Origin of the sequence: Hafnia sp. HMSC23F03 (genome assembly GCF_001816025.1) — a bacterium.
Lineage (GTDB): Bacteria > Pseudomonadota > Gammaproteobacteria > Enterobacterales > Enterobacteriaceae > Hafnia > Hafnia paralvei.
Window position 1 is genome coordinate 1 of the sequence record NZ_KV824191.1, and the last position, 13,690, is coordinate 13,690.

9 protein-coding genes are annotated in these 13,690 nt (G+C 47.3%); 3 read left to right on the forward strand and 6 right to left on the reverse strand.

Going from position 1 to position 13,690, the window contains the following annotated elements; translation table 11 throughout:
• Window positions 1–82: 82 nt before the first annotated feature.
• From HMPREF3091_RS02885 to HMPREF3091_RS02895, 3 genes are all read right to left on the reverse strand, one after another.
• Window positions 83–940, reverse strand: coding sequence for an aldose 1-epimerase (locus HMPREF3091_RS02885; RefSeq protein ID WP_070714120.1), 858 nt, complete (start codon window positions 938–940; stop codon window positions 83–85).
• Window positions 940–2,370, reverse strand: a complete 1,431-nt coding sequence (locus HMPREF3091_RS02890) for a sugar porter family MFS transporter (protein WP_004092209.1) — start codon at window positions 2,368–2,370, stop codon at window positions 940–942. Before HMPREF3091_RS02890 ends, HMPREF3091_RS02885 begins: the two co-directional genes overlap by 1 nt.
• A gap of 81 nt (window positions 2,371–2,451) precedes the next feature.
• A complete protein-coding gene (locus tag HMPREF3091_RS02895; RefSeq protein ID WP_070714123.1) occupies window positions 2,452–5,721 on the reverse strand; it encodes a DUF5107 domain-containing protein in 3,270 nt (1,089 codons plus the stop codon).
• Window positions 5,722–5,837: 116 nt separating this feature from the next.
• Here HMPREF3091_RS02895 and HMPREF3091_RS02900 point away from each other — a divergent pair, with 116 nt between their 5' ends.
• Complete coding sequence (locus HMPREF3091_RS02900; protein ID WP_070714126.1) at window positions 5,838–7,082, forward strand: ROK family protein; 1,245 nt, start codon at window positions 5,838–5,840, stop codon at window positions 7,080–7,082.
• A gap of 19 nt (window positions 7,083–7,101) precedes the next feature.
• On the opposite strand, the gene HMPREF3091_RS02905 is transcribed toward HMPREF3091_RS02900, so the two are convergent.
• Window positions 7,102–7,650: a YdcF family protein gene (locus HMPREF3091_RS02905; protein ID WP_083321348.1), complete on the reverse strand. Its 549-nt coding sequence runs from the start codon at window positions 7,648–7,650 to the stop codon at window positions 7,102–7,104.
• A 202-nt stretch (window positions 7,651–7,852) separates the two neighbouring features.
• On the opposite strand from HMPREF3091_RS02905, the gene HMPREF3091_RS02910 reads away from it, so the two are divergent.
• Window positions 7,853–8,314: a hypothetical protein gene (locus HMPREF3091_RS02910; protein WP_070714132.1), complete on the forward strand. Its 462-nt coding sequence runs from the start codon at window positions 7,853–7,855 to the stop codon at window positions 8,312–8,314.
• 10 nt (window positions 8,315–8,324) lie between these two features.
• Complete coding sequence (locus HMPREF3091_RS02915) at window positions 8,325–10,220, forward strand: WG repeat-containing protein (RefSeq protein WP_070714134.1); 1,896 nt, start codon at window positions 8,325–8,327, stop codon at window positions 10,218–10,220.
• A gap of 122 nt (window positions 10,221–10,342) precedes the next feature.
• On the opposite strand, the gene HMPREF3091_RS02920 is transcribed toward HMPREF3091_RS02915, so the two are convergent.
• Both HMPREF3091_RS02920 and HMPREF3091_RS02925 read right to left on the reverse strand, forming a co-directional pair.
• Window positions 10,343–11,527 carry a c-type cytochrome gene (locus HMPREF3091_RS02920; protein WP_070714139.1) on the reverse strand — a complete coding sequence of 395 codons (1,185 nt, stop codon included), beginning with the start codon at window positions 11,525–11,527 and terminating at the stop codon, window positions 10,343–10,345.
• Entirely contained in the window at window positions 11,524–13,434 is a 1,911-nt protein-coding gene (locus HMPREF3091_RS02925; RefSeq protein ID WP_070714142.1) for an NAD(P)-binding protein, read from the reverse strand. Before HMPREF3091_RS02925 ends, HMPREF3091_RS02920 begins: the two co-directional genes overlap by 4 nt.
• Between the last annotated feature and the right edge of the window lie 256 nt (window positions 13,435–13,690).

Here is a 13,690-nt window from a genome sequence, read left to right on the forward strand (position 1 = left end):
CGAAACCCTACACAGTTCTCATGTAAATTTCGGTGCTTAAGCGTCCGAAACCTTACACAGTTCTCATGCAGGTTTTAGTGCCTTAGGCGTACAAAACTTCTATCCCCATAACCAACTCCATACACTCCCCTTTTCCTAACAACACCAAACCCGGTTGCCCTTCCATATTGTGGGCATCGACTGGGTGGCTTTGAGGTTCGAGGCAAATAAATGACTCATTGGGCATTTGAAACAGCATAAGGTACGGCACTGAACTACGTAAGGTCACCGTTGGTTGGTGAGGCGTAACTAAATGAGCGACGCCGTTCCAGCCAGAATAGCCGTGGTTCATCCACTCGTTGTCAGGCACTTTGGCATAAGAGAAATCAATGTCTGTAGGCGTGTTTCCCTGCCACGATAGAGGCAAGTGTTTTTCACCTTCAGGCCAATACCCCGAGGAAGAAAACTGTATCTGCGTCTGAGACGTTTTCACAAAGAATGGATGAAATCCCAATCCATACAGCATGGGTTCTGTACCACAATGCCGCAGCGTCAACTGGGCTGTCAGCCCCTCGTCACTTAGCCGGTAAACCAGCAGAGCCGAATAGTCAAAGCCACATTCATGCTGTACCCGTAGCCCTAACGCGATGTGATTTACGCTGAGATCCTGTAACTGCCAGCGTTGCAGCCAACCGTCGCCATGTAGGAAAAACATCGGATCCAATGAGCTATCCGGCAGACAAATTTCTCTCTCACCTAAGCGAAAGCGATTATCTCGCACTCGATTAGCCAGCGGCAGCATAGGAAACAGCGCGCTCTCTCCCGGATGCCATCCGGTATTTTCTTGGTAGGCACGTAGAATTTCCCGGCCGCCGTCGAGATCGTCAAAGCTTAAAATCGCCGCCGACTGCGGTGTTACCCGCAGCCTAAACCGTGAAGTCTCTAAAGTATAAATATCCATTATGCTTGCTTCACATTGTGCTCTGCGGGTTTCGTACTCCCAGCTAATTGACGCTCCAAAGCTTCAAGCGTGACGCCTTTGGTTTCAGGCACATTACGCAATACGAACACGAATCCAAGCGCGCAAATGATGCCATACAGCAAGAAGCTTCCGGCAGCCCCTAAGCTGGCGTTTAACAGAGGGAAAGTATAGGTAAGTAAGAAACAGGCAATCCAAAGCGCCAGCGTCCCTACTGACATCGCCATGCCGCGCACGCGATTAGGGAAAATCTCAGACAGTAGAACCCAAGTAACAGGCGCAAGCGTCAGTGCATAAATAGCAATGGCGGCTAAAACCAGCAACAGTACAGGTAGCCCCATGATGCCCAAAGCATAAGCGCCGGCAATCAGAACATAAATCACGGTTAGCCCTGAAGCACCGAGTAACATCAATTTACGCCGTCCCAGCTTGTCCACCAGCGGCAACGCAATGATGGTAAAAATCAGGTTGATAAGGCCTGTCGCCACTATCGATTTCAACGTGCTGTTAATATCAAAACCGGCCGAAGCGAAGATCTCCTGCGCATAGTTGAAGATCACGTTGATCCCGCACCACTGCTGGAAAACGGCCAGCACGATCCCAATCAAAATGATCGGCCTAACTCGTGGATTGAGCAATTCGCTCGCCGCGACCTTTTGCGTATTAGCCCCTAGCGTTGCGCGAATATCGGTGAGCGTTGCCCGTGCATATTCAACGCTGCCAATTCGGCGTAACATGCGCTCGGCTTTATCCTGTTTACCCGCTTTTGCCAGCCAACGCGGGGATTCAGGCACTAAGAACATCAGCAATAAGAACAAAACCGCGGGAACCAACTCTGCGCCAAACATCCAACGCCAGCCAGCTTGCCCATTCCAACTTTGCAGAATATCTTGCATGGTTGCCGAGCTGGCAACCGGCTCTGCAATCATCAGGTTTACCAGCTGTGCGGCAAGAACGCCGATCACAATCGTGAGTTGGTTAATCGCCACAAATTTCCCGCGTTTTTCCGCAGGGCTAACTTCGGCGATATACATCGGGCTCAGCGCAGAGGCTAAGCCAATGCCAACACCGCCAACGATGCGATAAAACACGAACCAGTCGAAATCCGTCGCAACTGCGGTTCCCCATGCTGAAGCTGAAAACAAAACCGCAGAGATAATCAGCGGCAGCTTGCGACCAAAACGATCGGCACACCAGCCTGAAATCAGTGCGCCAAAGACACAACCGGCTAATGCCGAACTCATCGCCCACCCTGATTGGGCGGGATCCGTAATGCCAAAATAGGCTTCGTAAAACGGTTTTGCACCGCCAATCACTACCCAGTCATAGCCGAACAGGAGCCCACCACAGGCGGCAACCAAACATATCATCCAGACATAAGACATATTGAGATGGTTCTGCGTGTTTTTCATTTTTTCACCTTATCGTTATCTTGTAGGGAACAGGCTTACGCAGTCATTAGAAAATAGGCCACCACGGTGGCCTGTTATGGCTTAGCGATTAAAAACACCGGTCTGTAGCGCCAAACGCAATAAATGCGCCTTATCGTGAGCCGGATTACGCTCAAGCAACCGATCGGTAATACGTACAAAGCTCGCTTCATCGCCCAAGCCTAAATACCCTAATGCCTCAACCCACAGGCAATGTTGGATATGTTGTTCCTGTGCTGAAGCATCTAGCACAATCAGATCGGGCAGCGAGACGGCAAAGAAATCTGGTTCGGAGGCATCGTTGCGGTGCTGATTTGCCCAATCAACCATGGATTGGAATTGCTGCTGGGCCTGAGCCTTTTCCCCCAGACGCACAGCCGCCATTGCCTGATAAAACAGATAATCTACCGGTTGATCGTTGTAATAACGGCCCTCGCTAAGAACCGATCCCCCTTGTAATGCACGCTGTAAAGCTGACTGCATTTGCTCTGTGTCTTGCATCTGTTCGGCGCAAACCGCCAGTAAGTACCAGATGTCGTTATCGCTTTGCCCAACCAAACGCCCTTCCCCAAGATTGGCTGGGTAGCTGAGTGACTGGTGCAAAACGTCATACGCCTCGGCGAAGCGGCGCTCTTTCATCAACGCCAAAGCTCGACGCTGATGATTAATTAAAAATTGCCCGGTAACTTTGCCCTCACCGCCTTCCCAAGGGTGGAACTGACGACGCCAAAGGATCTCTGCCGCGGCGTCAGTTTTGTTATGGATGTGATAAAGGCTAAGCAGTTCTGCGGTGAGATCGTCACGCTTAAGTGCCACGTCACGGCGCTCATCCAGCAAACGCAAACGCTGCTCGGTCGGCACCGCCATCAGTTTTTGCAGATAACCGAATTCAAAAAGCAGGCGAGGATTTTCGGGTTCAAGATCCAGTGCTCGCTGGAAATAACGAGTAGCCCCTTCGGCATCATCTTGTTTATTGAAGGCATAAATCCCTAATACGCGATGCAGCGCAGCAAAGTTTGGCATCTGCTGTAGCGCAAATAGCCAGCAAGACTCCGCCTGATCGTAACGGCGCTTGCTGTAGAAGAAGCATCCCAGCAAATATTGAGCAAAGCCGTCTTGTGGGAGGCGTTGCAGAATGGCGACCTCATCCAACGTGTTAGGGAATCTGACTTTTAGGCCAAAATTATCGCGAGCCTGCTGTAAATACTGGCTACGATCCTGGGTATCTGGTGTCAGCGCAGCACGGTAAAGCAGCGGTAAAGATTCTTGGTTATCCAACAAATCCAACAACGCTAACGCATCGTTTTCACATCCCAAACTCATCAGCCAGCCGGCTAATACACAGGCATTTATTCCTCTCGCTCCCGCGATAGTTTTGAATGCATCAGCGCTATTGTTCAGTAACGACTGCATATACAGCAAAGCGTAGCTAAGCGGATACTGTACAAGCTGCGCCGCGACATATTCCTTGGCCTGCTCGTTCTGTCCTAAGCGCTGTAAAATGAGTGCCTTTAGCCCCATTGCCAGATTGTTTGCCCCGTTGAAAATCAGGCTCTGATTAACAAATGCCAGCGCCTGTTCTGACTCCCCTTTACGCAGTGCTAAGCGCGACAAGGCATAAAATGCGGCGTCGCGACAGTTGCCGCTCCATGTCGCCTTAAAGTAATCATCGTAGGCCTGCGTTTCACGGCCCAGCTTTTCACGGGCAGAACCGCGTAACATGCTCGCCTGACCGCATTGGGGATTTTTATTCCAACGTTGAGCGCGCTGTAACGCGGCGTCGGCATAAAATTCGGCCTGTTCAAAGTTGGCGCGGTTAAACTCCAGCGTCGCTAACGCGACATTACAGCGATAGTCCTGAGGATCTATTTCCAAGGCTCGTTGGTAATAATCAAAGGCTGAGCGACTCGCGTGCAGATACTGCTCCAGATGCTGGCCGATGAAATACAGCTCATCGGTGTTAGTGAGTTCTTGTGGTTTTTGCGGAGCACTAGCCGCCTGCGGTAGCGGCATTTCTTCAGGGACATGCTCTAAATAACTGATAATCTCGCGGCCATCGCTATCCAGCAGAGAAAGCGTTAGACGTGTCGAAGAGTGGTCCGGCAACGCGTGTAACCACGATTGTGCAGGAGAGAGCGTCAGTGACTCGCGGAAAGTCTCTTTATCGTCGGTACTGACGACAAGCATGACGTTATCAAGCGGTGCTATGGCGTAGAGCCCAAGCTGTATCTCGCCGTGACGACGTTCCAGTTTGATTGCCGCCTGCGTATTCGCATTCTGCAGAGTTCCCAACCGGCTGTACGGCAGGAAGTTCTGTACGAAGACTTTCTCTTCATAAGGTGCAAGCCAAGTAAAATCTGGTTGGTTGTCGGTGAATACGCCGGTCATTAACTCAATATAAGGTCCGTTGTGATCGGTTAAGTTGCGATCCCACGCTAAACCAAAATCACAGTTGCCCCACGTCCACTGCTTTTTCCCCGGAGAAACATGGTGATCGGCAATATGCAGTAAGCCTCCCTGTTCGCCGTGATGGTAAGCACCCACAAAGTCATAATCTGATTTATCCGCCATATACGACGTTGGTACTGGGATATTCTTGTAGCGAGAGATATCGACACCAGCCGAGTAATCCACCTTGTAATAGGTTCCGGTCGCCATTGGGAAGGCAGAAACGTCACGCTTACCGTGGTCATAAACAGCCGTCACATCCGGTGGGAATACGCTTTGATGATCGTCTCCTCCTTTCACTGCGGGGTTCGCCCACCACAAGAAGTGGCGAGGCGTGGGGTTGCCGTTAAAAACTTTGCCGGTAATCTCGATCAGCGCTTTTTGCGGGTACAGCCTAAAACCGGTCATGACCTGCAAACCGCGCATCGGCTCCACTTCACCTAACCAAACGGTTTTACTGCCGTCATCCTGATGGCTAAAAGTCACATCGACCGGCATAAACGTGGTTGGGCGATGATGCTGCGGCCAATTAAACTCAATGCCACCGGAAATCCACGGCCCAACGAGCCCCACTAGAGCCGGTTTAATCACCTCGTTGTAATAGACAAAATCACGCTGCATTACCTTGTCGTATGCACGATGAATTCGTCCTCCCAGCTCGGGCAATAGCATCACCCGAATAAAATCATTCTCCAGCCATACCGCTTGGTATTCACGATCCTCGCACTCGCCGGTTAAGGTATCGATTACGCCATAGGGATAAACCGCGCCAGAAGAGCCTTGATAGACACGCTTCTCTAAAAACATCGGGTTAGGATCTTCCGCGCCGATGCGATAGGTCGGTAAAGTCACACTTTCTTGCCAAACTTTGACGTCGCCGTACATTTCTGCGTCTCCAGTAAAAAAATGACAGTGAACTGAGGTATGTTGGCAGTGTATGGGAGACGTTTGTTTCCGTTGTGATGAAAGCTCACGCAATACAGTTAACGGAGTTAAGTGAAATGTTTGATCTTGGACTGAATAATCAGCGGGTACGTCACCTTAACAAACGGATACTACTGGCGCTTATTTACCGTTATAAACATGCGAGTAAGTCGATGCTGGCGCAGCAGACCGGCCTGTCGATCCCTGCAATCGGCAAAATTCTTGAAGAGCTGATGGACGATGGCAAAATCGAGCACTCCGATCGCATGCTCAGCAGTCGCGGTCTCAGCGGCGGTTGTTACCAAATTCCCATCAATAATTCGCTGATTCTCTGCATGAACGTGACGCCAAACTGTATTGAGAGCCAACTGGTCAACAGCCAAATTTTGCCTCTGGGCGAATATCAATTTGCGGCTCTTTCAGCCCCTCATCCACAAGCCTTATTAGCCGCCATCGAGCAGGTTTATTACCAACAGCGAAAGCTTCATCCGCAGCGCACCATTCAGCTCGCGCTAGCCATTCATGGACAAGTCGATCCCGTGACCGGCGTTTCGCAAAATATGCCGCAGGCGCCGTGGAAAGAGCACATCGAAATGAAATACCTGCTAGAAGAGAAGCTAAAAACCCGTGTGCTGTTAGACAATGACTGCGTGATGTTGGCGCTGGCTGAGAAATGGCAAAACGCCGACAATCCGCAGGATTTCTGCGTCATCAACGTGGATTACGGGATTGGTTCGTCCTTCGTCATCAACCAACAAATTTACCGTGGCAGCCTATATGGCAGCGGGCAGATTGGACACACCATTGTCAATCCTGACGGGGTGGCATGCGATTGTGGTCGTTATGGCTGCTTGGAAACGGTAGCCTCACTTTCCGCGCTTAAAAAGCGTGCCCGTATTTGGCTGAAATCTCAGCCGCAAAGCGATATTCACCAAAACAATATTCACCAAAGCAATACTCAACAAAGCAATATCCAAACCGATTGGGATTCGCTGAGTAGTAAACATTTGATTGAGCGATATCAACAGGGGGATCTTCAGGTTCAAGCGTGGGTCGATAACGCCGCGAGCGCAATAGGTCTGAGCCTGTATAACTTTCTCAATATACTGAATATCAACCGGATCTATTTTTACGGTCGTAGCTGCGCCTTTGGCGATCGCTGGCTCAACGCAATCATGCGCCAAACGGGATTCAACCCTTTCGATCCCGCAGATCCTAATATGACCAACGCAACACGTATAGGATTCGGTCAGCTCAGCCGACCGCAACAGATTATGGGCGTCGGTTATTTGTATGCGGAAAAGGAGCTAGAGAATGTGTAGTTTTATTCTTCAACGCCCATCACTGAAAAAGACGTAGAATCAGATATCCAGAGTAATAAATGGACTCCCTAACCAAAAAAGAGAAACGTGCATATTGACTCTTATACAAAGAGGTTAGCGTTGGTGATGACCATGCCTTAATACCATTATCTTTTGCAATCAAAATAGCGCGTTTCATATGCAGCGGATCGCTGATAATCAATGCGTTATGAAGCTGGTGTAAATTCATCAGATCTTTGGCATAACGCAGATTTTCTCGCGTTACTGTCGATTTTTCTTCAAGAAAAATATTCATTTCAGGAATACCTTTAGCTAAAAGATATCGCTTGGCAATTTTGGCATCGGAAATATGGCTCCCAGAGCTATAGCCACCGGTTAAAATAATAATCCCAACATAGCCTTTCTGATATAAATAAACCGAGTGATTGAGTCTTTCCTGAAAAACAGGTGAAGGCTCTCCATTTTTAACCCCGGCTCCCAATACAATGGCGCAATCAGCATTTCTAACATCCTGCTCTTGGCTAAATGTATAGATCGATAACATATTCACTAGGAGAATAGTGAACATAAGGATTAGAACCGCGAAAAATAGACGTAATAATATTTTTGGCTTCACTGTTTCTATCACACAGAGGAAAGATTATAGTCATCAAAGATAGCTATCAGAAGTCATCACATTAAACACAGAAAAAAAATCCATAAATAAAAATGACACCAACTAATAACCAATCATTTTTACATTTTATATCTGTTAATCAAAAGGGTTAATCATGAAACACTTAATCAAATCAACTATTATACTATCCTTTATGTTTGTAAGCGTAAACTATTCATATGCATTAGATATCCAGCAAGGTGAATGGATGGTTAAAAGTGAGGCTGGTATAACACATATTTGTATAACGCCAGAGTTAGTCTCGAGCTATAAGAATACGGTAAAAGGGACAGTAACAAAAGTGAACCATAAAAATGATGCCAAGAGAGCATCAATGGGAGATTACACCTCAATAATTATGGAGAATACATCAGACCACAGGATAGAAGATATCACTATCAATAAACCTGATAGTTCAAACCATGTAGTGATAGATTTAGCTAAAATGAGTGATACACAATTACAGCTCACCATAACATCAGAGTCAAAATCAGCCGAAAAAACCACACATGAAAACCATCAAGGGATAGAAACATTTGTTAGCAGCACTTGCTCAGAAAAGACAAGGCTTAAATAGGATAAATATTATGGATAAGAAAAAATTATTGAAAGGATGCGGTATCCTCATATTATTAGCCTGTGGGATATTACTAATATCAAAAATGACTCATAAAGAGAACATTACTACAGGGTATTATTCTTTCAGTGATGTTCACATCAGCACCGCTAAAAACCAAGATGTAAAACTCACAGATCATAACGACCGCCCACTCAGCCCCGAAAAGTTTGCAGAGTGGATGGAAGATGAGATAAGAGAGAAAAGCGATGACTTCTATTTACATTATGCAGAGGGTTCTTTATACCTCTATGATTGGTTAGGCGAAAAATCAAAGATAGAGACAACGACAGACACATTAGTCTTGAATAATAACACTTACCACTTTAGCGTAGGCCATGATGGGAAGTTGACACTCACCAGAGACGATATGTGTTTCCTCATCGATTGCAAGGGCGTTTTAACGTTGGATTTCACCCGTAATAAAAACGAAAAAATCACTGCTATTGAAGAACAGCAGAAAAAAAGTCTCGTCGAGCTAAAAGCCAATTATCAACATGACAAACAGCAGATCGCACAGAATAAATTCATTAGTGATTTCATAGGGCAAAAAATCGTTCAAAAACCTATGAGCATTAAACTTCCTATAGATTATACTCTCGATGAAGGTGATACCTACTTCCTTAAAAAGCTCCTTGATAAAAATACTATTAATAAATATAAGGATGCAACATCAGCTTGGATTGTGCGCGGTAACCATGATGATATCAGAGCTGCATATATAAAAGCAGAAACCAACCCGTTTGATATTAATAAAATCGTAAAATCTGACGCGTTCATGCCTGAGTCCGTGGTATTCCAAGAAAAACAAGGTGCTATCTATTATGATAAAAATAATAATCTCACTGCGGTATATACTACCTATGATAAAAAAGAAAAAGAATATTGCGTTGCCTTCGCGGAAGGAATGAAAAATGCAACTCTCGATGAAATAGCCAAAAAATATGCCATTATAAAAACATTATCGGCAGAAGACATGGGGGAGTTACTGACTCTAAAAACGGCAAGTATGGCACCAAAGCAATTCGAAGATAAATTCGGAAAGCTATTTGATTCAGAAGCGCTAGCACAGACACTGAGGGAAGAGTTAAAAAACAAGCTCACAATAGAAAATATCATACAGAAACAATCAAGTGGAATCGATGGAACACGCGGTTTTAAATTCATGCCTGAGTTCAAAGATATGATCACCGTTCACTCTGGAAACATCTCTGATCTTAAGAGAGAAATAGAGAACTATTATAAACTCGACGATGAAAAATTAAACTGGCGTGTTGGCTATCAAGATGAGCATGTTCTCATCATGGAACATTCAGCTCAAAAACTGAACTATATCAGTTACTATTTCATTGAAGACAAGGGACTCATTTATCAGATAGCTTACAATCCTTTTAATAACAGCCATGAGAATGAAGGAACGCTGGCGGATCATCTCCGCGTGATTAACTCATTGCGACAACTCCCTGAGATAAAAGAAAACCATTACTCCACCAAGTTTATCACTCAACATGTTGGGAAATATTCTTATGCGAAAAAGGTAGATGAACATGATGGCTTACCCGTAGGTCTCACACAATATCTCGTTGCGTTAAACGTTAATAATCAAGATCGCTGGGGCGCTCTGGATTCTGCTGGCAATATGATTATCAATATAAAATATACTATTGAGGTCTCTGATTGGGGTTACCTTGTTTCCAATCTTGATAAATGCACTGCCTTTAAATCAGGTGCCATTTTTTGCGCTAAAGGCCTCATTGATTATAAAGGTCATGTTCTCGTACCGGCGAAATATAAATATATCGAACAAACGGATGATGCTTTAGTGTTAATTAGTTCTGATGGGAAGAAAACTCTATTTAAGCATTAAAATTTTCAACGTTTTTTTGCCCAAGGTATACCAATACACAGGTGGTGGTTAGAGAGTCGTTTGAGATTCGCGGATATGGATGGAGCCTAATACGACGGCTCCATCCCCTTTGACTTCAAAGGCTACTTACTAAGTTCCTTGCGTACTTTTCCAACCTGCTCAGCCGTGACCGGTTCTGCTTTATTACCCCAGCTACTGCGTAGATAGCTCATCAAATCCGCGGCCTGCCGATCGTCCAGCGCCCAGCCGTAACCCGGCATGCCGTATGACATGTGTTGCTGGGTAACCGGCGTTTGCGCGCCGTCGAGCACCACACGGATCAGCGTTTGTGGATTATCAGCATTAACGGTCAGATTGCCTGCTAAGCGCGGAATCGTGTAATCCACGCCTTCGCCTTTGGCGTTATGGCAGGTTGAACAATAGCGAGCATAGATTTGAGCGCCAGACTGCATTGACGCAGCCGTCGGTGCTTTCACTTTGGCATCATTCGGCAACGCTTCCAGACTCAGTAAGTAAGTCGCAATGCCATTAAGATCGCTATCGGTGAGGTATTGTGAACTGTGCGTCACGACGTCACCCATTGGGCCGCTTAGCGCAGCGTGGCGGCTACGCCCGCTTTTCAGCAACGCCACCAGATCGTCTTTGCTGACGTTAAGACCACGCAACGATGGCGCGTACCAGCCATCCAGCTCCGCGCCATTCAAGAAACGTAGCTCAGCCTGATCCATTCCCTGCTCTTGCATCGCCCAACCGCGCGGAGTATGGCATGCACCACAGTGGCCTGCACCTTGCACCAAATAGGCTCCGCGATTCCACTCATCGCCTTTTTCCGACTGAGGTTGATAAACTCCCTCTTGCAGGAAGAGTGAATTCCAAATGCCCAGCGGCCAACGCATCGATAATGGCCAAGGAATATCGCTTTTCTGATTTTCCACGGACTGTGGTTTCACTTCAGTCATCAGATAATCGTACAGGGCACGCATATCTTCAGGCGTCATTTTGGCGTATGACGTATAGGGCATCGCGGGGTAAAGGTGGTGCCCATCTTTCGCGATCCCCTGTCGCATCGCTTTATCAAAATCCTCAAAACTATAGTTGCCAATGCCGTGTGTTTTATCTGGCGTAATGTTGGTGGCATAAATATTACCCAAAGGGGTCGCAAAACGCATGCCTCCGGCTAACGTCTGCCCCTGAGGAGACGTATGACAAGCGGTGCAGTCGCCAGCTTTTGCCACGTACTCACCGGCCGACATCGCATTAGCCTCTACGCTTGTCGCAAGCAGCGTCAGCATCATTAACGGTTTCATACGTTCTCCTTATTCATCGCCGTAAGTTCGTTCACTGCTCTCCAAGCCTGATCGACGGCGGAGTTGGCATACGGGCTCCAATCAGAATCCGAGTTTGCGATGGTGATGCGCCCTATCGGCTGGCGTGCGGTATGAATAATTTGCTCAGCTTCTTTTTCATCATCGAATAAACCGTTCAGGAAATAGGAATAGCCGTGTGACCACCGGTTAACCGTAATGGCCTGAATATCACGTTGATGATCGAAGCCCGCGGCGCCAAACATGCCTTGTAGCTGCTCGCGGATCATTTTTTCATGGACTTCGAACGGCGTGCCCAGCAACAGGGCTCGTCCTTTACGCGACTGCTCACGTGGGCTCAAGCCGCTGCCTGGCAGCGTAGGCACATAAACCATGTGTAATCCAATCGGCTGATTAGGATCACGCGGATGTTCATAGCCTCCCATATTCACGGGATAATCCAGTTTGACTCGGCTGTACGGCGCAGCAGGAGAATAAATTTCATGCACGCCCAGTTTCATAAACGGCTGCCAGTTGCGGATCACCACTTTGGAGTAGACCAGCGGCGATTTGACGTTTTCCTTCAGCGCTGCCGCCTGTTTCTCAGGCATTTCCGGTACTAAATAAGGAATCATCATGTTGTAACCCGCCATCACAACTTGACCGGCGCGTACCCGATGCAGCTTATCTCCTGTCAGATAGGTCACATCAACGGCCTGTTTCCCCTGCTCACTAACGTTCGCGACATGCACACCCGTGCTATTCAGACGCAGGCGTACCGGAGAGTCTTTTTTATCGAGTTGGCTGTAATCAAATTTCGCCAACACGATGCTTTCCATACTGTCGCCCGGCGCGACCGCAGGAATTAAATGACGAACCATCAAGCGCGCCAAACCGGCATTGCCATCAGGGAAATGGAAAATATAAGGCTCATCCAAATCGGCCAAGGACTCTGCGTCAAGCGGAGGCAAATTCATTCCATCCAGACCTGGCAACGCACAAATGCGAGCGTCGCTACATGAAGTAGCATCAATGCCAACCGCTTGGAAGTCGTTCGTTCTTTGCTGGAAATAACGGATCGCAATTTCACTAAGACCCACTTTTTCCCGCAGGAATTGACTGTAGCTATGGCTATCTAACCACGCCACTTTTTCATCGGTGTTCAGTTCTGGCAGATAATCTTTCTGCTCGGTATGCAGCGCAATCAGCGCTTTACGATCGGATTCAGACAGCGGGAAATCGTTAATAAACGCGGTGATATCACGCCCGTTTAAACGATCTGGCGCAATATCATCCGCGACCGCACGTCCGGGATCGCCGTTAACAATCTTATCTACACCAAAGTTTTTACGATCGAAGTAAACGCCACGGCTGAGTTTGAGATCGGGGTAGAAATTCTGATCGAAATCTTTCGCCATCTGCTCAATATCAACGTTAAGCGTTTTCAGCAATCCCATCGCAACAGGGCTGAAGTTGGTTCGTGGTGATTGAAAAGACTCACTGCCGCCGTAGCCAAGAATCATTTTGCCTTCAACGTTAAATTCATTGCGCTTGGCATGACCGCCGAAGTCATCATGGTTATCCAGCAACAAAATGCGCTGATTTTTACCCTGTAACTGCTGCCAAAAACAGGCGGCCGCCAAGCCGCTAATTCCCGCCCCCACAACAACCAAGTCAAACTGTTCCTCGACGGGAACACTTTTCGGATCGAAATGTTTACCTTCACGCCCCAAGAGATGCGCGGCTTCAAACGATCCTGGGTGATTGCCGCGTAAGCCCGTTAGCGTCGGCGGATAGTACAGACTTTGGGTTAAAGCCTGAGGTGATGCACGTAGTGCCTGCCACGGTGTTAGCCCCGCTGCAATGGTAATTGCCATCCCATTGAGAAAGTCACGTCTAGTGATGCTCATAATGCTTCCCAGTTTTATTTTAAGAATTGAAATCGAAGGAAAAACACAGTTATTTTACATAAAAATAACATAAGAGGGGGATAAAAAATGTGGGGGAGATAGCGTTACAACTCTGAAATCTGAATGGGAATTGTGTAAGGTTTCGGGCGCCTAATGCACTAAAACCTACAGAGAGCTGTGGAAGGTTTCGGGCGCCTAATGCACTGAAATCTACATGGGGATTGTGTAAGGTTTCGTACGCCTAATACACTGAAAT